Raw genomic sequence first — 22,196 nt, 5'->3', positions numbered from 1 at the left:
GTGGACAAGCTGTTTGCGATGGCGGCACGGGTCAATAAAAAGCGTTCGTTTTTGTTTGTCAGCAAGGTGCTGGGCAAGCATATTCCGGTAAACCCATACACTTCTCTGCTCAGTGGTGCGGCGCTGGCGATTCTACTATATAAGGAGCTTGTCCCGCAGGCAGGACAACAAATGGATGAACTGATTGGAGAGGCCGTGAGAGGACTTCTTGACCCGGACTATGCGAAAGAGGCCTACCGAAAGCTGATGGATGAACGTCTAGCTTTTGCTTTTACGGAGCCGATCAAGTTTGTTGGTTTTGCCGAGACGGCTACAGCATTGGGACACAGCATGTATCGGTTGTTTGACGACGGAGCCTCGTATATTCATACGACGCGCGAGGATATTCCGGGCCTTCGGCCTATTATTCGGTTTGAAGAAGAGCATTCGCACGCTGTTGATCATCGTTGCTATGCACTGGATGAAGATGCTTTTGCGGGAGATGGCCCGATTGTGCTGGTAGATGATGAAATTACGACGGGAAAAACAACCCTTAATATCATACGGGATATTCAGGAGCATTTTCCGCGTAAACAGTATGTGATTGCTTCGTTACTGGATTGGCGGACAGACAGCGATGAGCAGGCTTTCACTGATCTGGAGGCAGAGCTAGGCATTACGATTACGCCTTTAAGCTTGCTCAAAGGAAAGATTGAGGTACAGGGAGTACCCATATTGGATCACGCAGAATATGCTGGACAGGCTGGGCACCCAGAACATGCAGCCACTAGCATGGCAGAGGTTAATAAAGACGCTTCTGGGATAATTGACCACCGTTTTGAAAAGGATACTTCCGGTTTTGAGCGGGTAGTACACAGTTCCATGTCAACGGACGGATACGCCAATACAGCTCCTTATCTAAAATATACAGGCCGTTTTGGTCTACAATCCGCTGACAATTCAGCGTTGGATGCAGAAATCACGCGTACAGCTGAACGACTGAACCAACTTCGTTCTGGGCAACGCACGCTGGTTATGGGCACAGGCGAATTCATGTACATTCCAATGCGGATTGCAGCAGAGTTAGGTCTGAATGTGTATTTTCAATCGACGACACGCAGCCCGGTGTATCCCCATCGCGAAGAAGGGTATGGAGTCGCCTGTGGCGTGACATATCCATCACCTGAAGACAGTACGATACGCAATTTTATTTATAATGTAGACCCCGGTCAGTATGACGAAATATTCGTTTTGATGGAAAGGGAGTCGGACCCAGAGCGGATGAACCCCATGCTGGAGGCTTTGACCCGTCTGGGCTGCGATAAAGTGCATGTCGTTTATTTTAACGGTTTAACTAGTCAGGAGAGTAAAGGAGCGCGGATATGAAGCAAGCACTCATGGAGCAAATACAGCAGAAGAACATTCATCCGCCCGAACCGCTGGGCAGTTATCCTGCCTCGGATGTCACTTTTTTATTGAAGGATTTGAGCCGAGTTACGTTGGAAAAAGGGACGGAGGATCGTGAAGAGGCGATTCAGTCGGGAGTCCATTATTCAGAAATGCTGCCAGTGGAATACGAGCCCACAGCAGAGTATATTGCATTGTTTCACGAAACGCTTGCCCAATCTGCCGAAAAGGTTGCATTAGCGGCAGCTTCTGTGGCTGAGATGATTGTGAGAAAAAGAGGCCTGAACACGGCGATTGTTTCTCTTGCCAGAGCAGGGACGCCCATTGGTATCCTGATCAAGCGTTATATTGACTGGAAGTATGGCGTATCCTTGCCGCATTACAGCATTTCTATTATTCGTGGCAAAGGCATTGACCGGAATGCGATTTTATACATTTTACAGCAGCATGGACTGGGGATTGAACTTCAGTTTGTCGATGGATGGACGGGGAAAGGGGCGATTCGCCAGGTATTGATTGAGGCCTGTCGTGAGATGAACGCGGATTACGGGTTGCGTCTAAATGATGATCTGGCGGTGCTGGCCGATCCGGGCAGATGTTCGGAAACCTTTGGTACACGAGAAGATTATTTGATTCCAAGTGCTTGTCTGAATTCGACTGTATCAGGTTTGATGAGTCGGACGGTATTACGCGACGATCTCATAGGCCCTGACGATTTCCATGGAGCCAAATTTTATGAATCCTGGCGGTCAGTGGATCAGTCCAATACGTTTGTGGATACGGTATCCGGGTACTTTCAAGACGTGGCTGAAACGGCCGTTGCATACGCTGAACAAATGACATTGAATCCGCCTGCGGTGACATGGCAGGGCTTACGGGATATTGAGGCGATTCAGCAGGCATTTGGTATTCGGGATATCAATTTGGTCAAGCCCGGAGTGGGGGAGACGACTCGTGTACTGCTGCGCAGAGTGCCGTGGAAAATTCTGATTGACCGCGAAGATAATCCGAATCTTCAGCATATTATGCTGCTGGCAAAGGATCGTGGAGTGCCTGTAGAGGTATTTGAAGGATTGACTTATTCCTGCTGCGGAATTATCAAGCCGCTCAAGGGGGGACAAGAATGATCTACGCAAGTGATCTGGATCAGACACTGATTTACTCCAAACGTTCGCTTGGCGTACCGCTGGAATCCCCTGGTCTGTTGCCTGCGGAACAGATAGACGGGGCGACGTCGGCTTTTATTTCTGAACAAGCCCTGCAATTGCTAAAGACACTGCCTGAAGATGTGATGTTTATGCCCGTGACGACTCGGACGATAGAACAGTATAGACGAATCACTGTGTTTCAGACGGAGTTGGTTCCCGCATATGCCGTGACGAGTAATGGTGGAAACATCATCGTCGGAGGCGAGGTGGATCGAGAGTGGAATCGGCGTATTCATGAACAAGTACGCCGTGATGGTGCTCATGTGGAAGAAGCTCGTCAGGTGTTCGGACAGGTGCTGGATGAAGACTGGGTCGTAAACGAACGCTTTTGCGACGAGTTATTCTATGCTTTCATGATTGAACGGGATCGTATGCCGCTGGAACAGGTGCTGGAGAAGGCACGAATCATGCGTGAAATGGGCTGGGAGGTATCCATTCAAGGTCGTAAGATATATCTGGTGCCTGCGGCTGTGAATAAACAGGCAGCCGTGGAGCATATCCGTAATCTCACGAATGGAGGGGCTGTGGTTGCGTCCGGTGACTCTTTGCTGGACCGTTGTCTGCTGGACTATGCCGATTATGCGATTGCTCCCCGTCATGGTGAATTGTATCGGGAACAGCTGCGGGATAAGCTGGAGGTCAATTACCGTTTTACAGAAGTGTCGGGGGTTTATGCAGCGGACGAAATCATGGCGTATGTTCATGCAATACACCGGAGTGTATTCGCAGCTCAAACTTCATTTTCAGAATAGATAGGGGACGTGGCTCTGTGAAGAAGGTTAAGGTGTATTTTAACCGCTGGTTTTCAGTGGCGTATCATTATATGAATGCTATTCGTAACAATGAGGACGGTATTCCGTTCGAGATCTATGCGACACACTCAGATCCGCAGCACATGGCGCTACAGGCCAGTGATGTGGCTGAAGTAGAGCCTCGCACCAGTGGTGTGGAGTACGCACAATTTTGCGCTGATTTTTGCAAGCGGCACGGAATTGATGTCTTTATCCCACGGTGGAATATGCTTGATATTAGCAAGCATCTTTATTTGTTCGATGATATTGGGACAAAAGTGATGGTATGCCAAGATACCGAACTGCTGGAGCAACTGATGGAAAAGGATTTGTTTTATGAATCCATTCGTCAAAAGGACATTGTCACGATTCCCGATTATGCCATTGCCAGCAATGCCGAGCAGTTTAAACAGGCATATGAGTCGTTAATAGCACGTGGGCATAAGGTATGCTTCAAGCCATGTAATGCAGAAGGCGGAATGGGCTTTCGTATCATCGACAATGAACGTAATCCGCTGGAGGAACTGTTCGGTCATGCGCTGAATCATATTTCGTTCGAGGAAGCACACCGAGTATTGTCATCCACAGAATCATTTCCCAATCTGATGGTGATGGAGCTGCTGGAGGGATACGAATACAGTATTGACTGCCTGGCTGACCGGAACGGAAAGCTGCTAGCGGCAGTTCCGCGTAGGAAGGCAGGAGGACGATTACGGCTGCTGGAGCAGCATCCCGAGCTGTTGGAGGTGGCACAGAAGGTCGCTGAGGCGTATCACATTCCGTACAATTATAACATTCAGGTAAAATATAACGGCGAGCATGCCAAGCTGCTAGAGATCAATCCGCGGATGTCCGGAGGACTTCATGTATCATGTTTGTCTGGTATCAATTTTCCTTATCTAGCGGTGAAATCGGCTTTGGGTCATGAGATCGGTTCACTTCATCCGCAATACGACATTTTAGCCAGTCATATCGAGCAGCCAATCACCATACGTAAATCCGTACATTGACACACATAAATATTGTTTTCTACAATATGGTAAGGGTTTACGTCAGGAGGTACAAGCTATGACGTCAAAAATGTGGGGTGCCACGATTGCTGTGGTTAGCTACCTGATTGCGCTTTTACTAAGTTTTTGGTTGCCACTGTTTGTGTGTTTGGCGATTCCGATCATTGGTTTGGGAGGATACAGCGCCATCATGGCTGTTCGCCATCCTCGCCCCAATCTGACCGGTTCCGTGATTCCGGTGGTGCAGGAGCAGGTCGCTGAGACACATCAGCATGAAAAGGAAGCTGCTGTTCGACCGGAGTCTATGACAGGACAAGTACGTCAACCAGATCAGGTGAGCAGTGAATTTGCTCAGGTGATGGAGTATTTGGAGGTACTGGAGGATATGGTGATCTCCGAGGGACAGAAGGATGCGCTTGATAACGAGATTGTCGAGAAGGCGCTGGCTCTATTTGCACGTTTGCAGCGGGTCATTCCACTTTTGCATGAACTGAACAACAGCGAAGTGAATCATACGGTTCGGAGATTGATTTTGAAGGATTTGAACGGACTGATTAATCCATTTCTTCGGCTCAGCGGCGATGCGAAGCGGACCAACCGGAGGACATTATTAAATGGATTACGGGATGTGGACAGTAAAATATCAGTAATTGTATCTACGGTGGAGCATAAGGATCTGTTGGAATTACAGAGCAAAGCGGAGCTTATTCACCAGCGATATAGCAGTTCCGAATTGTAGGCGATTTTTTGAGAAAATAAAAAAGTAGCAGTATAGCTGCTCTGAATAACAACGATTAGACTTGGGTAACAGTTGTTTTCAGAATAGGAGGTAGCGTATGGCGACCCCATGGGCTGAATTGAAAAAAGAAGATGAACAAAAGGTGACTGAGGAGGCTTCACAGCTGATTCAGAAGGTATCACAAAGCGATGTCATGAGCCTGGATACCTTAATGGATGATATCGGTAAGCTGGGGGTTAAAACGCAGGAACGTGCGGGGCAAACCCTTAAAATGCTGGATCGTCCGGTAAACGACCTCATGTCCGGTGATCGGGCTGAGGTATCCAATATGATCTTAAAGCTGCGTGATGAATGCGAAACGCTCCAGCAGAGCAAAAATGTGAGCTTTTTTGGCAAGCTCCTGCGTAAAAGCCCGTTAAAGAACTACATTTACAAGTATCAGTCGGTGAAGACGAACATCGAGAAAATCATTACTGCCTTGAGAGATGGTAAGGATAATCTGGAAGAAAACATCGTCAGCATGAGACAGTTGAAGAAGGCTTCCATTGAAGAAATCTACAATTTACAGACGAAGATTGCCTTTGGTAATCGCTTGAAAGAACTGTTTGAGACCGAGATTGCCAAGCCGGAAAACGAAAACCGTAAGCCACATCTGGAGCGGGGATTGCGCAAGGTGGTTACTCGTACACAGTCGATGACAGAAATGATTTTGTTATACAATCAGGCGATTGCAGCAACGGATATTATTAATGATAACAATGATAAACTGATTGATTCTGTAAATAATGCGATTGATAAAACATCGAATCTGATCACTGTATCGGCTATGATCGCGATGGCGCTGGCGGATCAGGATAAAATCATTTCAGCCGTCGATGCGACCAACCGTACGATTGAAGATCAATTCAAGGAAAATGCGAAGCTTCTCAAAACGACGACCGAGAGAACGACAGATCTGCTTAGCAAGCCTTCTATGTCACTGGAGGCTGTGAATCAGGCGATTGGTGATTTGGTATCTGCTTTGGATCTGTCTGAAAAATCGAATCGCCAAATTATTGAAAGCTGCCATGATTACACAAGTAAAATGACAGCAATCAATGCCAACCTTAGCCAACGCTTGGGGATCGAAGGGAAAGAACCATCCAAAACACTGAAGGATAGCAATTCTTCTGAGGGTTTAAGCTCGTTTTTGAACTGATGACAATGTAGAATAATAGCCCCAATCTATTAAAAGACGCCGGATGACTCCGAAAGGCGTCTTTTTTGGTTTGGCAGTAGCTAATAAAGGACATGATGAACATACATAGCATTCTCGTGCATAAACTCTTAAAAAGCGAATGACAAAAGGAGAGAGCGAGCGTATGATGTCCTTTATTTTAGGGTGTGTGATTGTCTATTTACTCGTGGCTGTCAGCAGCGAAAAAGCAGATTCAATTGTGGAGTTAAATGATTCTGTGAAATAAAATTTTTTATTGAAAATCATGCATTTTCTGATAGGATAGAGTTAAATATTGGAATCCCAAAGGAGAATGCATGCTGGAATTTTCATTTGAAATCATCGACGAATCGAAAATCAACATTGTATATCAGTATGGAAGCAGCAACTTCAATTTTAATTTATTTTTTAACTACGGTGTGTGGACGCTGCATCCTTTTGACGGGATTCTGCTGCAGAACAAGGAAATGTGCCGTCTGATCGTTACGGATCTGTTTAAGAACAAAGATTTTCATGTCATGCTGGCGCGCGAAAATATTTTATTGTCAACCCTGCGTACCTCTATTGATCTCAATCCCGAAACTCGGGGAGAGCGATATCAGGAACAGGAGTTTGATGAGCTGTCTGATTTTGCTGAGACACACAGCTTTGAAGAGGTACTGCAAATCGAGCAGGATTCTGTCCGCGAGCGTATGGATTTCTTCCAAAACATCATTCAAAAAATGTATATGGAAGGATTCGGTCCGGAAGACAATGATTTTAACAAGGTACAAGCTATTCTTCGCATTTATAAGGCTGCACATGACCAACTCGGAGAATTGAGCGACTTTCCCCTGAGAGGCGACGAACGACGCAGATGGTAGAGTAGGCGTACAAACGCAAACATCATAGAGGAGCGTGGGGAACATGAGCGGTATTTCTTTACTTAAAAAGAATGCGCAACTGGTACTGACTAAAAAGAATCTAACAAATGTGACTGCGAGAGTTGGATTGGTGCTCGATATTTCAGGATCTATGAGAAGTTTGTACAAAAATGGTACCGTTCAAAAGGTGTTGGAACGAATTGTTGCAGTAGCGAGTTCTTTGGATGATGATGGTGTACTGGACGTATGGGTGTATGATCACCGTTTTTCACGTTTGCCGTCCGTTACCGAAAATGACGTTGACAACTATGTTGAAAGACATATTTTGTCCAATGATTATTTGCCCAAGTTCGGTCGCAATGATGAGCCGCCTGTGATGCGCGATGTCATCGCCAAATACACCAAGGAAGAACCCTCTTCTGATCCGGCCTTTGTTATTTTTATTAATGATGGCGGTGTGAAGCGTGGAAAAGGAGATAATATCGATAACGCAGTCATTGATTCGTCAGGAGAGCCGATTTTCTGGCAATTTATCGGTGTGGGTGAGTCCGATTTTGGCGTATTAAAGAAGCTGGACAACATAGAAGGCCGTGTGGTAGATAACGCTAACTTCTTTCAAATTCAAGATATCGAATCTATGGAAGACAATGAATTGTACGAACTATTGCTTAACGAGTTCCCGTTATGGCTGCAAGAAGCCAAGGAAAAGCATATTTATTAAGGCTAGTAAGTCTTGTAATATGAGCCCTTTTCAAAGTTTAATATAAAAAATGCAAAAAGAGAGAGTTCCGCTAGCAAACGCTTTGCGAAACTCTCTCTTTTCATTTACACACCTCTAAAACGTATGGAAGCTCTACGGCGGTTGCCAGCGGAGCGGGCAGAATTGTTCTGAAGAAGCGTAGCGTTCGCGATCGGAAGAACAATCTGCACGCGCAGCGCCCACCAACCGCGAGAAAGCTTTCATACACCTAACTAGCTTATCCCCATTAATATCATCGAGCAAAGGATAAGCCCTGTCCCGCACCCCGAAGTGTATACCTTGAGATGGCGGAACATGGATGTTTTCCAGGCTGACAGAGATTCATCGGAACGCAAACGCTCATTTTCCTCTCGTAATGCCTTGGATTGACGAATGAACAACTGTCTGATGTCGGCAAATCCCCGCAGGAAGAGGGTTAGAAAACCGCTTTGCAGAACGTGGAAGATTGCACCGATCACCAAGCCCAGCAACCCCAACAGGAATAGCAGATTTGCAGTAGCCATGTTTTCACGACCATACAAGAGATGGGGTGTGGCGTACAGAATTCCTAAAGTACCGACAATCAGGGCAGAGATCCCGAAACGTAAAATCATTATTTTTCGACCCGTTTCGCAAAGCGCAGGTCTGGGTTCGAACGAGCATCAAATACGATACCTTGAATCTTAGGACTGATTAATGCCGTGTCCGCAGAGAACTGGATCGGAATAATCGGCAGATCTTCCATCAATACGTCTTCTGCCTGATGGAGCTGTTCAAAGCGTTTTGCCGGATCAAGCTCAAAGGTTGAGGATTCGATCAGTTTGTCATACTCCGGGTTGCTCCAGTTGGTAAAGTTGTTCGAATTTTTGGAAGTATAATGCCCCAATACGCCGAGTGGATCCAGGAAGTTTCCTTCCCAGCCCATACGGGCGATCTGGAAGTTCTTCTGTTTAAAGGTATCAATGTACGTTTTCCATTCCTGATTCTCCAGCGTCACTTCAACACCCAGGTTTGTTTTCAGCATTTCCTGAATCGCTTCAGCTACTTTTTTATGCTTGTCCGAAGTGTTGTATTTGAAGGTGATCGGTGGCAGCTTGGTCAAACCTTCTTCTTTCAGACCTTCGGCCAGCGATTGTTTCGCTTTTGCAGCGTCAAACTCATAGTATTTTTTCGGTGCTTCATCACGGAAGTCTTTGCCGGATGGCGTTGTTGTTCCGTATGGAACATAGCCGTAAGCCGGAGTTTCGCCACCTTTGGTTACGCTGGTAGCCAGTGCTTCGCGGTCAATCGCGTAGGCGATGGCCTGTCTGATTTTTTTATTGTCAAACGGCTTTTGTTTTACGTTAAAAGAATAGGTGTACACACTGAAAGATGGATGCGACAGGAATTCCTTGTTGCTCTTTTCCTGATCCAGTGTATCCACGGGAAGGCTCAAAATCAGATCCAGATCGCCCGTTTTATACATTTGATAATAAGTTGTGGAGTCTTGAACCATTTTAAAATTAATCGTTGCCATCGTAATGGCATCTTTGTTCCAGAATTGATCGTTTTTAGCCAGCGTAATTTGCTCGTTATGTTTCCATTCCTTGGCTACATACGCACCGTTGCCGACAATTGTGCCCGCTTCTGCTGCCCATTTGTCATTTTTCTCAACAACCGATTGGTTTACTGGCAGATAGGCATGACCCACTGCGATCGTTGGGAAGAAGCTCAGCGGCGATTTCAGCTCAACTACAAGAGTTTTATCATCTTTGGCTGTAACTCCCACGTCTTCAATTTTACCTTTGCCTGTGTTGTACGCTTCGGCACCTTTGATGTAGTAGAGGGCAGAAGGATCGTAGGCAGCTGTTTTCGGATTCAGTACCCGTTTCCAGGAGTATTCAAAATCCTTAGCTGTCAGTGGGTCACCATTCGACCATTTTGCACCATCACGGATAGTAAAGGTGTAGGTTTTGCCGTCAGGAGATACATCTACTTTGCTGGCAGCGCCTTCTACGATTTTACCGGCCTTATCGTATGTATACAGCCCTTCATACAAGTTATCAATCACAAAGTAGGACGTTGTATCTGATGCGAAAGCAGGGTCTAGCGTATAAGGCTCCCCACCTGCCAGATTGGCAGTAATTTCTTGCGGGATATCTGCTTGAGGCGCAGCGGACGGGTCGTTGCTTGCTGTTTTGTCCGAAGTACCAGAGCATCCAGCCAAAGCCGTTACGGCCAAAAGTAAGATGATCGTCATCCAATGCATTTTTTTCATCGTGGTTTTCCTCCATTACTGTGATTAGTTATGCCAAAAATAAGGTATACGTACCGGGATTTATTCATCCTCCTTTCCCGCAGGTATGCCGCGTGTGCGCACTTCGATAAAGGAACTGCCGTTTTTCCTGCGGTTAGGCGAGAAGCTGCGGATCATGGTGACACCCCTCCTTGTCCAATTTGGATTTCTCTGTTGTTAATGTTGTGAGCGCGGGTCAAGTGCATCCTGAAGCCCGTCTCCAAGTGTATTGAACGCCAGCATGGTGAGCGATATCATCAGCCCGGGGAAGAATAGGCGCCACCATTGACCGCTTAAAATAACGCCAAGGGAATCGTTAGCCATCGTCCCCCAGCTGGCCGAAGGAGACTGAATCCCCAGACCGAGAAAGCTCAGGAACGATTCGGCAAAAATAGCCGACGGAATAGTGAACGTCAAATTTACAATAATGATTGCCGCTGCGTTCGGTAGCAAATGTCTGAAGATAATACGTGAATGAGATGTCCCCAAGCTACGGGCTGCTAACACATATTCTTGCTGCTTCAGCTGTAAGATTTGCCCACGCACTACACGGGCCATACCGACCCAGCCAGTAATAGATAATGCAATAATCATCGTGAGTAGGCCTGGCTTCATAATGACGAGCAGCAGAATGATGACCAGCAGATAAGGAATACTATACAAAATTTCAATAATACGCATGAGAATGCTGTCGATCCGGTCGCCCGTTTTACCGTGCCCAGCACAATAGCCAGCAACACAGCCGACGAGAATGCCAAGCACCAAATCAATGGCAGCAGCGGCAAAGCCGATCATAAGTGAAATTCTAGCCCCGGCCCATGTGCGTGCCCATACGTCCCTCCCCAGATCATCCGTGCCAAACCAGTGCTCTCCCGAAGGAGAAAGATTCGTCTTCAAAAGGGATTGATCACTGGGTGCATAAGGAACCATGGAAGGGCCAACAATCGCCAGCACAATAATAATAATAAGTAGAGAAAGCCCCAACAGAGCAAGCTTGTTGTTAAAAAGTCTGCGTAGCCGATCCCGCCAGGGTGATTCTTTGGGTCTGGTCAACGTGGGGGTGGGGATCTGGCTACGGTCTACAAGACTAAACAGGCTGTCCTTTTCGACAGTAGGTGCTGCTTTCATGTTAATCTCCTTTGCTGTCTAATTTGATTCGCGGATCGACAAGGCGATAGGATATATCAATTAAAAATAAAGTAACGACCAGAATGGCACTATAGAAAATGGTCGTCCCCATAATCACTGGATAATCCCGGTTAAAGATACTGTCTACGAAGTATTTACCGATGCCGGGAATGGCGAATATTTTTTCAACGACAAAGGTACCTGTAATAACGGAAGCGAATAACGGTCCGATAAAGGACAGCACCGGAATCAACGCGTTGCGTAATCCGTGACGAATGACTACTGCCCAAGAGGACAACCCTTTTGCTTTGGCAGTGCGTATGTACTCCTCATGCATAACTTCCAGCATACTCGTCCGCATAAAGCGGGCGATAACGGCAAGCGGTGAAACAGCGAGAGCCAGCGACGGGAGCACCGTATGCTGCCAGGTTCCCCATGAGGCGACCGGAAGAAGGTGCCATTGGACGGCAACGTACTTGATTAACAGCGGTGCCAATATGAAGCTGGGTACGGAAATACCAACAATGGCGATAAACATCGAGATATAATCCAGTGGTCGATTATGGTGCAGAGCAGCCAGTGTTCCGAGCGAAATACCTGCAATAATCGCGACCACGATGGATTGAATACCCAGCAATGCAGAAGGTGGAAAACCTCGGGCGATGAGCATATTGACGTCCGTCGTTTTCGATTGAATAGACGGGCCCATATCCAGCACTAGCAGATTTTTTAGATACAACACATACTGCACAGCGAGCGGCTTGTCTAGATTGTACCTGGCACGCATGTTTTGCAATACCGCTTCCGGAATCGTTTTGGAATCGTTCGAGAACGGATCACCCGGAATGATGTGCATGATGATAAACGTTAAAGTGACGATAATCCACAACGTTATGAACATCGTAAAAAGACGCTTTAAAATGTACATGGGGCTTTATTTCTCCTGTCTATCAAGCTGATTTACATACTATTGCTGCTGAAATTTTAAAATGAATAAAAGTATATAAGAATACTAGGAAATAATAAGACGGTTTAGGTGACATGTCAAGGTAAGGTTTTACATTATAGAACAACGGTCAAATTTTCGTCACAGGTTTTCCATTTATATAAGGCTAAGATTCCGCTCATTCCTCTCGACGAGTATCCTGCGGTGTGTTATGATGATACTCTGATAACGTGTTAACGAACTAAAGCGTTTGCCACCTGTTCTTGGATACGGGGGTCACCATTGTTGGAGGGGAATAAGATGAGAAAAGCAGCCATGTTTACGATGTTAATTGGATTGATGATGATCGTGTTGGCCGGATGTTCCGGCGGTAAGGATGACAGTAAATTGATTATTGGAATTGATGATAAATTCGCCCCGATGGGCTTTAGAGATGAAAATAACGAGCTGACCGGCTTTGATATTGATTATGCGAAAGCGGCCGGGGAACAAATGGGTAAACAGGTGGAATTTCAGCCGATTGACTGGTCTGCCAAAGAATCCGAGCTGAACAGCGGACGTATTGATCTCATTTGGAATGGATACACCATTACGGATGAGCGTAAGGAAAAAGTGCTGTTCACGAAGCCATATCTGAAAAACAGTCAGGTGATTGTCATTCCGACTACTTCCAGTCTTTCCAAGCTGGCTGATCTGACGGGCAAAACGGTCGGACTCCAGACGCTGTCTTCAGCAGCCGATGCATTGGATGCAAATCCGATCAAAAGTAAATTGAAGCAAGTGTCCGAGTTCCCGGATAATGTTCTCGCTTTGACAGACTTGAAAACCGGACGTCTGGATGCGGTGGTCATTGATGAAGTTGTTGCCAAGTACTATATGTCGAAGGAACAAGGGACGTATAAGCTGCTTGATGAATCACTGGCCCCTGAGGAATACGGCATCGGTGTGAAAAAAGGGAATGAAGAGCTGTTGACGCAGCTGCAATCCGCTTTGGATGAGCTGCACAAGAACGGAAAAGCTGCTGAAATTTCGAAAAAGTGGTTTGGTGAAGATAAAGTATTAAATTAATACGAAGTGTATCGAACTAAGGGTTTAGGAGTCGAAGGTTATGAGTATGGAATATATTTTACGAATTATGAAGCCTATGCTTGAAGGGGCACAGATGACGGTTATTTTATTTTTCATCACGCTCATCTTGTCTATTCCATTGGGTTTTATCGTTACTTTACTGGCCAAAAGCCGGATTAAGCCAATCGCCTGGCTGATGCATACGTACATTTATGTTATACGCGGCACGCCGCTTTTGCTGCAATTATTGTTCTTTTGTTTTGGTCTGCCGATGTTGCCTGTCATTGGGGAGTATCTGGTATTGGACCGGACAACGGCTGCGGTACTGGCATTTGTACTGAATTATGCAGCTTATTTTGCAGAAATTTTCAGAGGCGGGATGTTGTCGATTGATAAAGGGCAATACGAGGCTTCGCAAGTGCTTGGCTTGAGCAAGTCGCAGACGCTGATTAGAGTCATTGTGCCGCAAATGGTACGGATTGCTTTGCCTGCGGTAACCAATGAGGCGACAACACTGGTAAAAGATACGGCACTACTGTATGCAGTAGCGGTACCGGAACTGCTGCATTTTGCCAATACGGCTGTAAACCGTGATTTCTCGATTGTACCTTATGTTGTAGCGGCGGTTATTTATTTGTTGTTAGCTTTGGTGCTGACGCTATTCTTCAGGGCGCTGGAAAAACGTTTTAAATTCGAGTAAAAGGAATGTCGAGATATGAATACTAATGCAATAGAAGTTACCGATTTGAAAAAATCGTTCGGCAAGCTCGACGTTCTGAAAAGAGTGAGCTTTAACGTTAAAGCGGGCGAGGTTGTAGCCGTCATCGGTCCTTCAGGTTCAGGAAAAAGTACCATGCTCCGTAGTTTGGTGCACCTGGAAGATGTGACGGGCGGGACGATCCGCATTCATGATAAAGCACTGGTGGAAAACGGTCAGTACGCTCCGGCAGGTGATATTAAGGGCATTACTACCGGTATGGGCATGGTGTTTCAGCATTTTAATCTGTTCCCTCACTTGACGGTGCAGGATAATCTGGAGCTGGCTCCGAAGCTGGTGAAAAAGGTGAGCAAGGCTGAACTGCGTCGCCAAAGCGCTGAGTTGCTGGCTAAAGTCGGATTGGCAGATAAAGCAGATGCGTATCCATCCCGACTGTCGGGAGGACAGAAGCAGCGTGTGGCGATTGCCCGGGCAATGATGATGAACCCTGATATTTTACTGTTCGACGAGCCGACCTCGGCCCTTGATCCCGAGCTGACGGGTGAGGTGCTGCGGGTTATCAAAAAGCTGGCTGAGGAACATATGACGATGGTCATCGTGACCCACGAGATGAACTTTGCGAGAGATGTGGCGGATCGTGTCATTTTTATGGATAATGGAGAAATTGCAGAATCCGGTACACCAGAGCAGATTTTCAACAATCCACAGCTGGAACGGACGAAGGTGTTTTTGAATCGGGTGGGGGATTAAAAATATAGTTGCTTGTTGGGTGTGTGTCGGGGAGGCGCTGGGGGTGTAGATTGTTCTTCCGATCGCTGTTATCCCCGGATTTTTTCATTGGAATAGAAATTTAAAGGTGAAAATCCGGGGATAAAGGCGAACGCTCCGCTTCTTCAGAACAATTCTGCCGCTCCGCTCACTGACCATCTGGCAAGCAATATGTTTTTAAGCAAGTAATGTGGAGTTAGAATAAGAGAGGGAGATGGCCAGTGCCATCTCCCTTTTTGTAGTTGCAGGGATGTGAACTGTGTAACCACATTTGGGCAATATGTAGATTTAAGCGCGTGTACAGCTAACTTAGTGAGGGGGAGAAATCCTTAACTGGTATATAGGATAGAGATTAATATTTTTTAATCTTTACACACCTACCGAAGGTATGTAAAATAAAAGATACCTACCGAAGGTAGGTTTTAAATGATGAGAGGATGAGTCGATCATGAATAAATCTCGCAACGAAATCATCTTTACGTTAATCATCAACCTCGTATTGCCTTATTTGGCTTATCGTCTATTAATTCCACACACAAGCAGTCTGATAGCTCTGTCCATCGCTGCACTTGTACCGCTATGCGACTCGATCTACAGCCTTATACGGACCCGTAAAGCAGATGCTTTCTCCGGATTCATTTTTCTCGGCCTAATTCTTAGTGTTGTTGCTGTTCTCTTGGGCGGTGATGAACGCTTCATTTTGCTGCGGGAGTCTTATGTGACTGGTATTATGGGGGTGGTGTTTCTAGGTTCGCTGTTTTTTAGCAGACCATTAATTTATTATTTTGCCGAAAGATTCACAGGCCATAATCCACAGATGAACGATAAATGGGAGAAACTTCCGCGCTATCGCTTTAATTTCCGCCTGATAACGGCGGTGTGGGGACTCAGCCTGTTGCTGGAAGCCTTCATCAAAGTTGTGCTGGTATATTCGCTGTCGATACCGACCTTTCTGGTCGTATCGCCGTTCTTCACCTACGGGCTTATTGGTTTGACGATCTGGTGGAATATAGGTTTCATTAAACGAATAAAAAGACAGACAAACGGGAGGTAAAAGATTATGCAAGACAAAGCAATGAACGACAGTCTAAAAAAGCTGCTTGAGATTGCCGAAGAGATGATTATGGAGAAAGGCTGTCGGGCGACGACACTACAGGATATTGCGGATCGCAGCGGACTGACTAAAGGAGCCATTTACCATTATGTCAAAAGCAAAGATGAATTGTTCGGTATGATTCTAGAGGCGGGAATGGCGAAAACCAATCAGCGCTTTTTTGAATCTGTCGCCCGGACTCCCGCAGGACCAGAAGGAATCAAGTCCCCGCTTAACACCTTAACTGAACGGCTTCGTAACATTGGTAGTGGGGACAGCGCTGCCAGCCTGATTTTTATTTATCTACTCAGCCAACAGGATAAGCCCGCCGTGGCTGGCATTCTGAAACGTTATCATGAAGCATCTATCCTCACTGCCAAAACGTGGATCGAAGTCGGACAGCAGAATGGAGCTATCCCTGTTTCAATCGATGCGGACAGGACAGCTCGGATGTTCACCGTGTTCAAGAACGGGCTGCAAGTTCAGCATAACATAGTGACCGATGGCGATAAAATCAACGAACTGGAAATTTATGAGTTCTTGATGAATGCGCTGGGGGGCGCAGGCAGAGGCTAGGGAGCCCCTCCATTCGTTTTGTTATCCCCGGATTTTACCTTTAAGTTTATATTCTACTGAGGAGAAATCTAGGGATAACAGCGATCGGAAGAACAATCTGCATGCGTAACGGGCTCACCACCATAACTCCTCCATCATTTATCTATTACGTCAACAATTTCTTTGTCCCCGTTAAATACTTCAATCATCGTTAATGCCCCCGTCCGATACCCGTGAATGAATGCTGCTGAGTGCAGGGAAGTTGACTCGCTTAATAAATCAAACATGACTTCAATTGACTCAAAATCGACTGCTGGTAATTTGCTTTTCAACATCTCCATGAGATCACTAATTTTTTGATTCACTTTTTGAGATTCAGGGTCGGTTGAATTTATCTGTTCACTGGGACGCCAATTCCCATAATACATATCCTCCAAAATCATTTTCATCATGCCTCCTTATGAATACTGATTATTTATATAAGTTGAGCTAAAGATGTACATACGGCGCCACTACGCGGTCGGATGGTGCTTCCCATCGCTGTTGTGCCCGGATTTCTTAATCAAGCTAAGAAGGTTGAAATCCGGCCACAAAGGCGAACGCTATCGCTTGTACAGCACCATTCCGCCCACTCCGTTCTTATTCCACTTGTTATACTCTTTAAATAAATTTATGCGAAAAACGCATAAAAATCAATATGCAGTTTTCGCATGGAGTAAACTTTGCTTGGGTGATGAGCAATGTATAAGAGAATTCGCGATTTACGTGAGGACAAAGACTTAACACAACAGACCATGGCTGAATTATTACATATCTCACAAACGACCTACTCTCGATATGAAAATGGGACCTTGGACGTTCCCAGTGTCGTCTTAATCAAATTGGCAGATTTCCACAAGGTAAGTATCGACTTTATTCTTGGTCAGACAGATGATCCTGAACGTTGTACCGGTAAAAAGAATAGCATGCAAAATAAAGCTCTATGATGACCGCAGGAGCTATATTTCAATATTCTGTTATATGCTTCGTTGGGAAATATACACTTTAATAAAACGAATTTAGGAGAATCCGTCTGTCCCCATTAAGAGCTTTTGCATATGAAGGGACAACTCAAGATTTCAAGGTAAAGTTGAAGATAAATAAATTTTATGCGAAAAACGCATAAAAATCAATATGCAGTTTTCGCATGGAGTAAACTTTGCTTGGGTGATGAGCAGTGTATAAGAGAATTCGCAATTTACGTGAGGACAAAGACTTAACACAACAGAGCATGGCCGACTTTTTAGGTATCTCACAAACAACCTATTCCCGATATGAAAATGGGAATCTGGACGTCCCAAGTGTGGTCTTAATCAAATTGGCAGATTTCCACAAGGTGAGTATCGACTTTATTCTTGATCAGACAGATAATCCTAAACGTTACAGGTAAAAAGGCATAACATGCACAGCAAAAAAAGCTCCCGTGATGATTCACAGGAGGTTTTTTGCTGGAATTATTCATTAAGTCGTCCCATCATAACTGTGTTGAGGTAATTACCATCGGACAGAATTTTGTCCTTTTTTAATATGCCTTCGCTCTCAAACCCCAGTTTTTTTATACTGAATTGCACTCCTTAAAATTGACATTGGAAAAACTCCATATGGGAAACCGACGGGACTGACCCCAGTTGCCATTGGCAGCTTTTTGGTTTTAACGATATAAGTTCTTGTCTTCAGCTTGGGACAAGAACTTATATTGTTTCCGATTAGATGAATATCTAAAAAATCCGACATAAAAATAGATTCGCATATTGCTCGAATAATTAAAAGCAGCGAAGACCTTCTTCCAACGTTACGAAACTCGATTACCCTTCAACGGCTTCTATAAAATTCAAAGAGAGCTAAACATAATAGAGTTAAAGCTTTAATTTGCTAGGTTTATATGCAAACGCTATCATTCTATAATTTACACATAAGGGAGGTAAAAGTAAAAAAACGGGATATGCACAGATAAGAGATGTGTTACAAACAGAATCAACTAACAAGCAGGTGTATGGGACAAACACAAAAATTTTAGGAGGTAGATTATGTTTAATTTTAGTAAGAAAATGATGACGGTAGTTCTTGCAGCTTCCATGAGTTTTGGGTTGTTTGCAACAACCTCAAGTGCAGCGACAGACTATTGGCAAAATTGGACCGATGGCGGTGGGACGGTCAATGCTGTTAATGGATCAGGCGGTAATTACAGCGTAACATGGAAGGATACCGGGAATTTTGTTGTCGGGAAAGGCTGGACTACTGGATCACCAAACAGAACGATTAACTACAATGCCGGTGTCTGGGCGCCGTCCGGTAATGGATACTTGGCTCTCTACGGGTGGACGAAAAACTCACTCATCGAATATTATGTCGTTGATAGCTGGGGGACTTATCGACCTACCGGAACGTATAAAGGTACGGTGACCAGTGATGGGGGCACATATGACATCTACACAACAATGCGATACGACGCCCCTTCCATTGAAGGCGAAAAAACGACGTTTATTCAGTACTGGAGTGTTCGACAGTCGAAGAGACCGACCGGGGGTAACTCCACGATCACTTTCAGCAACCACGTGAAAGCATGGGCGAGCAAAGGAATGAATCTGGGGAATAGCTGGTCTTACCAGGTGTTAGCAACAGAGGGGTATCAAAGTAGTGGGAGTTCTGACGTAACGGTGTGGTAATCACTCAACCACAAGCTGTTCAACGAACAGGCGCGGTTGGGACTGTCTCACGGGATAAGCGGGTTTTGAGAGCTGTCTGATAGATAGGGTTTAAATGAATCGATCATAAGTGATTTGACTTGGTAAATTAAGCGCAAAAAAGGCACGTTTTCAGTTTTGAAAATGTGCCTTTTTTGCCATTAATTTAAAGTCGAAATGGCAAACGTAACAATGCGTGTCATCTGCTTAATTTGCGCCCTTCTTTGTCGAGAAACAACAGTTCGTAGTATTTTTTTGGTCGCCCTTTACTGTTGACTCGTTTTTCAAATACCGTTTGTACGTATTTACTTTCTTCAATTTTGTTAAGGATACGGTTTGCACCTCTGACGGTCATGGACAGGCATTGAGCAACATCCTCAGAGGATAATTTATTTGTTCTCATGATTTCTGCGTAGGACATGATTTTTTGCAAGTTAATGTTGTTTATTCCGATAGTTTTGGCTAACGCGATGATTTCCGGGTCCCCCTGTTCAGAGAACTGTATGACATTCATGCTCCGCATTGGGCCGATAACCTTCTGATCCTCGTTTATAAAAAAGCTGCAGCTGCCCGTAAAGGCTTCCGCCTGTCTGTGAGCTTTGGTGGCGTTAATGTTAGCTTGAAAATATTCATGCCCTGAGCCCCACCCGATCTTCACCTTGTCGCTTATGCGCTCTTCCAGATACTCCAGCAGGGTGCAGTTATGCGCGTTAGAGGTGATTTTCATGAAATTTCCATAGGTGGTGTATAGTCTGACAAAGCCTTCCGAAATTTGGGCCGTGTCTGCCAGATTCACGCTGCGCAGAAATCTGCCGACAAGGACCTTTAGCTCATGAAGCTGCTCTTCAGATGGCGGTTCCGCCGTTTTGGTCGATAAGCATGCGACAACTGCCCTCTGACTCTTAAGCTTGAGGATGGTAATCTCGTTGATGATCTCTCTTATGGTCTCTTTAACGTTTTCCAAAGTGGGCCGGATTAAGATATATCTGACTCCGTGCTTTTTGAGTTCTGGAACAAAGTGGCCGAACGCCGTGATGGACAGGTCTATTTTCTTATCTTCCCACAGAGTGATATGGTTTTCGAGCATTGTTTCCACCCGTTCGAGCAGATCGTCGTTGTTAATGGGCTTTCCCTCATGAGTCAGGTATTGTTGGAATTCACTGAAAGAATCGATAATATACGCATAATCCACATAGATCCTAGATATATCAAGCTCAGGATATGTAACCAGTAGCCGGAAAAGTTCCCTATATAGAAGGTTTTCATTATCCTGCAAAATGTGAATAGGTACTTTTTCATCCAAGCATTCCTTATCAATTGACTCGTAAAGCATCCTGCCACTGATAACAAATCCATCTACCGAACCTAAGTTTTTAAGATATATGTCTTTTGTTTCCCGGAAGTTGTTGATCGTAAGAAAACGGAACTGACATACCGACCGCATTTCTTCTTCAATGGCGCGGAAATAGTCCATATGGGTCTCAGGCGTGATAATACCCAGCTTGATTTTCATGGTAGATTCCTTTCATAAACAGTTCAATCAAAAGAGTTATATCACAATAAATGTGATATTTCAATGTTCCGGTAGCCTCCAAAAAAAAGCGTTCTTAAAATGTCTTATTTTCTCTTTACATTTAATAAATTTAAAAGTACGATAAAATTGTTCTTAAAAAGTCTTAAAATAAGAAGGGGGGGATGTTTACTCTGTTCTTACGTTCATTCAATTTGTGTTTTGGGAGATGTTCATTGTGATTGAAGAAGCTGGAGACTTTTTGAGTATGGCCCATCAGCTGCAGGAAAAATTGGTCATGTACAGGCATCATCTGCATGCGATTCCGGAACTTGATTTAAGTTTGCCCAGGACGACTGCCTACGTAAAAGAGGTGTTGGAGTCGATGAGTCTTAAGCCCACTCCCGTAGGAGAATCAGGTCTAACGGTTACGATCGGCGGACAACATGCCGGGAAGGTGATTCTTATTCGTGCGGATATGGATGGGCTGCCCATTCAAGAAGAAACGGATATTTCTTTTGCGTCGTTGAATGGAAACATGCATGCATGCGGTCATGACTTGCATACTTCCATGCTGTTGGGAGCTGCGGAGATCCTGAAGGCAAACGAAGAGCAGCTTCGCGGGACGGTTAAGCTTATGTTTCAGCCGGGTGAAGAGACTCTGCACGGGGCAAAGATGATGCTTGAGAATGGGATTCTCGAAAATCCTAAAGTGGATGCAGCCATGATGCTTCACGTGTTGACTGGAATGCCAATTCCTGCCGGGCAATTTGTAGTGCCTGAGGCCGGAGAAGCGATTTCAGCTTCTTCTGATTGGTTCGAAGTAATCATCCGCGGAAGGGGCGCACATGGAGCGATGCCTAGTGCCGCAGTAGACCCATTAAATGTAGCTGCTCATCTTCATCTGGCGCTGCAGGGGATCGTAAGCCGTGAAATTTCGCCAATGGAGAGTGCAGTTCTTACAATTGGAGTGATGGAAGGTGGAAGTACAAACAACGTGATTCCCGATACTGCCAGAATGAAAGGCAGCGTACGCACATTTAACGCCGCATTGCGGGATGAAATGGAAACCCGTATCCACGAAATTTCTGCAGGTATTGGAGTAACTTTTCATGCAAAGGTGGATGTGATTTATACCAGGGGCTGTCCTGAGGTGAAAACGGAAAGCGGGCTGAACCATCAAATGAGAACTACTATTGCCAACACTTTTGGCGCCAGTTCCTTTATCGGTATAACACAATTGATACCCGGTGGTAAATTAATGGGATCAGAAGACTTCGCATTTGTATCACAAGCGGTGCCAAGTACCTCAGTGTTTATTAACGCAGGCAATACCGAAGAAGGTTATGGTTACCCTATGCACCATCCAAAGACGATGTTCTCGGATGAGGTACTTTATAAAGGGGCTGCGGCATACGCTGCTTTCGCCAGAGATTGGCTTGAAAGTAATAGATAATATC

General features: G+C 45.3%; 23 protein-coding genes and 1 pseudogene. 17 read left to right on the top strand and 7 right to left on the bottom strand.

Going from position 1 to position 22,196, the window contains the following annotated elements; genetic code table 11:
• Positions 1–18 precede the first annotated feature (18 nt).
• The 8 genes from MKX30_RS20105 (at position 19) to MKX30_RS20070 (ending at position 7,934) form a co-directional block, all read left to right on the top strand.
• Positions 19–1,365 carry a phosphoribosyltransferase family protein gene (locus MKX30_RS20105; protein ID WP_341063592.1) on the top strand — a complete coding sequence of 449 codons (1,347 nt, stop codon included), beginning with the start codon at positions 19–21 and terminating at the stop codon, positions 1,363–1,365.
• A complete protein-coding gene (locus MKX30_RS20100; protein WP_069080961.1) occupies positions 1,362–2,513 on the top strand; it encodes a cysteine protease StiP family protein in 1,152 nt (383 codons plus the stop codon). The genes MKX30_RS20105 and MKX30_RS20100 overlap by 4 nt, the downstream gene beginning before the upstream one ends.
• Positions 2,510–3,346, top strand: coding sequence for an HAD family hydrolase (locus MKX30_RS20095; protein ID WP_103744797.1), 837 nt, complete (start codon positions 2,510–2,512; stop codon positions 3,344–3,346). Before MKX30_RS20100 ends, MKX30_RS20095 begins: the two co-directional genes overlap by 4 nt.
• A gap of 17 nt (positions 3,347–3,363) precedes the next feature.
• A complete protein-coding gene (locus MKX30_RS20090) occupies positions 3,364–4,395 on the top strand; it encodes an ATP-grasp domain-containing protein (protein ID WP_071559140.1) in 1,032 nt (343 codons plus the stop codon).
• A 58-nt stretch (positions 4,396–4,453) separates the two neighbouring features.
• On the top strand, positions 4,454–5,134 hold the full coding sequence (locus MKX30_RS20085; RefSeq protein ID WP_068938757.1) for a hypothetical protein: 681 nt from the start codon (positions 4,454–4,456) through the stop codon (positions 5,132–5,134).
• A 97-nt stretch (positions 5,135–5,231) separates the two neighbouring features.
• Complete coding sequence (locus MKX30_RS20080) at positions 5,232–6,332, top strand: toxic anion resistance protein (protein WP_023987203.1); 1,101 nt, start codon at positions 5,232–5,234, stop codon at positions 6,330–6,332.
• A 335-nt stretch (positions 6,333–6,667) separates the two neighbouring features.
• Positions 6,668–7,213 carry a hypothetical protein gene (locus tag MKX30_RS20075; RefSeq protein WP_023987205.1) on the top strand — a complete coding sequence of 182 codons (546 nt, stop codon included), beginning with the start codon at positions 6,668–6,670 and terminating at the stop codon, positions 7,211–7,213.
• Positions 7,214–7,256: 43 nt separating this feature from the next.
• Positions 7,257–7,934 carry a vWA domain-containing protein gene (locus MKX30_RS20070; RefSeq protein WP_071559138.1) on the top strand — a complete coding sequence of 226 codons (678 nt, stop codon included), beginning with the start codon at positions 7,257–7,259 and terminating at the stop codon, positions 7,932–7,934.
• A gap of 251 nt (positions 7,935–8,185) precedes the next feature.
• Here the strand turns inward: MKX30_RS20070 and MKX30_RS20065 are convergent, their stop codons facing one another.
• From MKX30_RS20065 to MKX30_RS20050, 4 genes are all read right to left on the bottom strand, one after another.
• Positions 8,186–8,566, bottom strand: a complete 381-nt coding sequence (locus MKX30_RS20065; RefSeq protein WP_028542076.1) for a DUF3899 domain-containing protein — start codon at positions 8,564–8,566, stop codon at positions 8,186–8,188.
• Positions 8,566–10,209, bottom strand: a complete 1,644-nt coding sequence (locus MKX30_RS20060; RefSeq protein WP_028542077.1) for a peptide ABC transporter substrate-binding protein — start codon at positions 10,207–10,209, stop codon at positions 8,566–8,568. The genes MKX30_RS20065 and MKX30_RS20060 overlap by 1 nt, the downstream gene beginning before the upstream one ends.
• Before the next feature lie 195 nt (positions 10,210–10,404).
• On the bottom strand, positions 10,405–11,355 hold the full coding sequence (locus MKX30_RS20055; protein WP_053324730.1) for an ABC transporter permease: 951 nt from the start codon (positions 11,353–11,355) through the stop codon (positions 10,405–10,407).
• 1 nt (position 11,356) lies between these two features.
• Positions 11,357–12,283 (bottom strand): ABC transporter permease, encoded by a 927-nt coding sequence (locus tag MKX30_RS20050; RefSeq protein WP_023987210.1) that lies wholly within the window; start codon positions 12,281–12,283, stop codon positions 11,357–11,359.
• 318 nt (positions 12,284–12,601) lie between these two features.
• Here MKX30_RS20050 and MKX30_RS20045 point away from each other — a divergent pair, with 318 nt between their 5' ends.
• The 5 genes from MKX30_RS20045 (at position 12,602) to MKX30_RS20025 (ending at position 16,524) form a co-directional block, all read left to right on the top strand.
• Positions 12,602–13,369, top strand: coding sequence for an amino acid ABC transporter substrate-binding protein (locus MKX30_RS20045; protein ID WP_053324731.1), 768 nt, complete (start codon positions 12,602–12,604; stop codon positions 13,367–13,369).
• A 40-nt stretch (positions 13,370–13,409) separates the two neighbouring features.
• Positions 13,410–14,069, top strand: a complete 660-nt coding sequence (locus MKX30_RS20040; RefSeq protein ID WP_023987212.1) for an amino acid ABC transporter permease — start codon at positions 13,410–13,412, stop codon at positions 14,067–14,069.
• 15 nt (positions 14,070–14,084) lie between these two features.
• Positions 14,085–14,837, top strand: coding sequence for an amino acid ABC transporter ATP-binding protein (locus tag MKX30_RS20035; RefSeq protein WP_028542079.1), 753 nt, complete (start codon positions 14,085–14,087; stop codon positions 14,835–14,837).
• Positions 14,838–15,303: 466 nt separating this feature from the next.
• Positions 15,304–15,909 (top strand): VC0807 family protein, encoded by a 606-nt coding sequence (locus tag MKX30_RS20030; protein WP_028542080.1) that lies wholly within the window; start codon positions 15,304–15,306, stop codon positions 15,907–15,909.
• Positions 15,910–15,915: 6 nt separating this feature from the next.
• Positions 15,916–16,524 carry a TetR/AcrR family transcriptional regulator gene (locus MKX30_RS20025; protein WP_028542081.1) on the top strand — a complete coding sequence of 203 codons (609 nt, stop codon included), beginning with the start codon at positions 15,916–15,918 and terminating at the stop codon, positions 16,522–16,524.
• Positions 16,525–16,658: 134 nt separating this feature from the next.
• On the opposite strand, the gene MKX30_RS20020 is transcribed toward MKX30_RS20025, so the two are convergent.
• Positions 16,659–16,946, bottom strand: coding sequence for a DUF6809 family protein (locus MKX30_RS20020; RefSeq protein ID WP_076295760.1), 288 nt, complete (start codon positions 16,944–16,946; stop codon positions 16,659–16,661).
• 297 nt (positions 16,947–17,243) lie between these two features.
• On the opposite strand from MKX30_RS20020, the gene MKX30_RS20015 reads away from it, so the two are divergent.
• Positions 17,244–17,489, top strand: a complete 246-nt coding sequence (locus MKX30_RS20015) for a helix-turn-helix domain-containing protein (protein WP_023987217.1) — start codon at positions 17,244–17,246, stop codon at positions 17,487–17,489.
• 230 nt (positions 17,490–17,719) lie between these two features.
• Positions 17,720–17,932 (top strand): helix-turn-helix domain-containing protein, encoded by a 213-nt coding sequence (locus tag MKX30_RS20010; protein ID WP_023987218.1) that lies wholly within the window; start codon positions 17,720–17,722, stop codon positions 17,930–17,932.
• Between the two features lie 64 nt (positions 17,933–17,996).
• On the opposite strand, the pseudogene MKX30_RS20005 reads toward MKX30_RS20010, so the two are convergent.
• Positions 17,997–18,098: pseudogene (locus MKX30_RS20005) on the bottom strand (GNAT family N-acetyltransferase); the annotation flags it as partial.
• A gap of 471 nt (positions 18,099–18,569) precedes the next feature.
• Here MKX30_RS20005 and MKX30_RS20000 point away from each other — a divergent pair.
• Positions 18,570–19,208 (top strand): glycoside hydrolase family 11 protein, encoded by a 639-nt coding sequence (locus tag MKX30_RS20000; protein WP_023987219.1) that lies wholly within the window; start codon positions 18,570–18,572, stop codon positions 19,206–19,208.
• 217 nt (positions 19,209–19,425) lie between these two features.
• Here the strand turns inward: MKX30_RS20000 and MKX30_RS19995 are convergent, their stop codons facing one another.
• Positions 19,426–20,739 carry a transcriptional regulator gene (locus tag MKX30_RS19995; RefSeq protein ID WP_341063329.1) on the bottom strand — a complete coding sequence of 438 codons (1,314 nt, stop codon included), beginning with the start codon at positions 20,737–20,739 and terminating at the stop codon, positions 19,426–19,428.
• A gap of 226 nt (positions 20,740–20,965) precedes the next feature.
• Between MKX30_RS19995 and MKX30_RS19990 the strand changes: the two genes are divergently transcribed.
• The gene (locus MKX30_RS19990; protein WP_034095150.1) at positions 20,966–22,192 is read left to right on the top strand and encodes a M20 metallopeptidase family protein; all 1,227 of its coding nucleotides are present in this window, start codon (positions 20,966–20,968) and stop codon (positions 22,190–22,192) included.
• Positions 22,193–22,196 lie beyond the last annotated feature (4 nt).

The organism is Paenibacillus sp. FSL P2-0173 (assembly GCF_038008045.1).
GTDB classification, from domain to species: domain Bacteria; phylum Bacillota; class Bacilli; order Paenibacillales; family Paenibacillaceae; genus Paenibacillus; species Paenibacillus polymyxa_B.
Note: the sequence above shows the minus strand (reverse complement) of the source record. Positions and strands in the feature narration are given on the sequence as shown.

What these genes read in the sequence shown, in the direction of transcription:
- MKX30_RS20000 (WP_023987219.1), top strand. Translation starts at nt 18,570, where the DNA reads ATGTTTAATTTTAGTAAGAAAATGATGACGGTAGTTCTTGCAGCTTCC.
- MKX30_RS20060 (WP_028542077.1), bottom strand. Translation starts at nt 10,209, where the DNA reads ATGAAAAAAATGCATTGGATGACGATCATCTTACTTTTGGCCGTAACG.
- MKX30_RS20020 (WP_076295760.1), bottom strand. Translation starts at nt 16,946, where the DNA reads ATGATTTTGGAGGATATGTATTATGGGAATTGGCGTCCCAGTGAACAG.
- MKX30_RS20070 (WP_071559138.1), top strand. Translation starts at nt 7,257, where the DNA reads ATGAGCGGTATTTCTTTACTTAAAAAGAATGCGCAACTGGTACTGACT.
- MKX30_RS20015 (WP_023987217.1), top strand. Translation starts at nt 17,244, where the DNA reads ATGTATAAGAGAATTCGCGATTTACGTGAGGACAAAGACTTAACACAA.
- MKX30_RS19990 (WP_034095150.1), top strand. Translation starts at nt 20,966, where the DNA reads ATGTTCATTGTGATTGAAGAAGCTGGAGACTTTTTGAGTATGGCCCAT.
- MKX30_RS20045 (WP_053324731.1), top strand. Translation starts at nt 12,602, where the DNA reads ATGAGAAAAGCAGCCATGTTTACGATGTTAATTGGATTGATGATGATC.
- MKX30_RS20055 (WP_053324730.1), bottom strand. Translation starts at nt 11,355, where the DNA reads ATGAAAGCAGCACCTACTGTCGAAAAGGACAGCCTGTTTAGTCTTGTA.
- MKX30_RS20065 (WP_028542076.1), bottom strand. Translation starts at nt 8,566, where the DNA reads ATGATTTTACGTTTCGGGATCTCTGCCCTGATTGTCGGTACTTTAGGA.
- MKX30_RS20080 (WP_023987203.1), top strand. Translation starts at nt 5,232, where the DNA reads ATGGCGACCCCATGGGCTGAATTGAAAAAAGAAGATGAACAAAAGGTG.
- MKX30_RS20085 (WP_068938757.1), top strand. Translation starts at nt 4,454, where the DNA reads ATGACGTCAAAAATGTGGGGTGCCACGATTGCTGTGGTTAGCTACCTG.
- MKX30_RS20030 (WP_028542080.1), top strand. Translation starts at nt 15,304, where the DNA reads ATGAATAAATCTCGCAACGAAATCATCTTTACGTTAATCATCAACCTC.
- MKX30_RS20105 (WP_341063592.1), top strand. Translation starts at nt 19, where the DNA reads ATGGCGGCACGGGTCAATAAAAAGCGTTCGTTTTTGTTTGTCAGCAAG.
- MKX30_RS20095 (WP_103744797.1), top strand. Translation starts at nt 2,510, where the DNA reads ATGATCTACGCAAGTGATCTGGATCAGACACTGATTTACTCCAAACGT.
- MKX30_RS20050 (WP_023987210.1), bottom strand. Translation starts at nt 12,283, where the DNA reads ATGTACATTTTAAAGCGTCTTTTTACGATGTTCATAACGTTGTGGATT.
- MKX30_RS20100 (WP_069080961.1), top strand. Translation starts at nt 1,362, where the DNA reads ATGAAGCAAGCACTCATGGAGCAAATACAGCAGAAGAACATTCATCCG.
- MKX30_RS20040 (WP_023987212.1), top strand. Translation starts at nt 13,410, where the DNA reads ATGAGTATGGAATATATTTTACGAATTATGAAGCCTATGCTTGAAGGG.
- MKX30_RS19995 (WP_341063329.1), bottom strand. Translation starts at nt 20,739, where the DNA reads ATGAAAATCAAGCTGGGTATTATCACGCCTGAGACCCATATGGACTAT.
- MKX30_RS20035 (WP_028542079.1), top strand. Translation starts at nt 14,085, where the DNA reads ATGAATACTAATGCAATAGAAGTTACCGATTTGAAAAAATCGTTCGGC.
- MKX30_RS20075 (WP_023987205.1), top strand. Translation starts at nt 6,668, where the DNA reads ATGCTGGAATTTTCATTTGAAATCATCGACGAATCGAAAATCAACATT.
- MKX30_RS20025 (WP_028542081.1), top strand. Translation starts at nt 15,916, where the DNA reads ATGCAAGACAAAGCAATGAACGACAGTCTAAAAAAGCTGCTTGAGATT.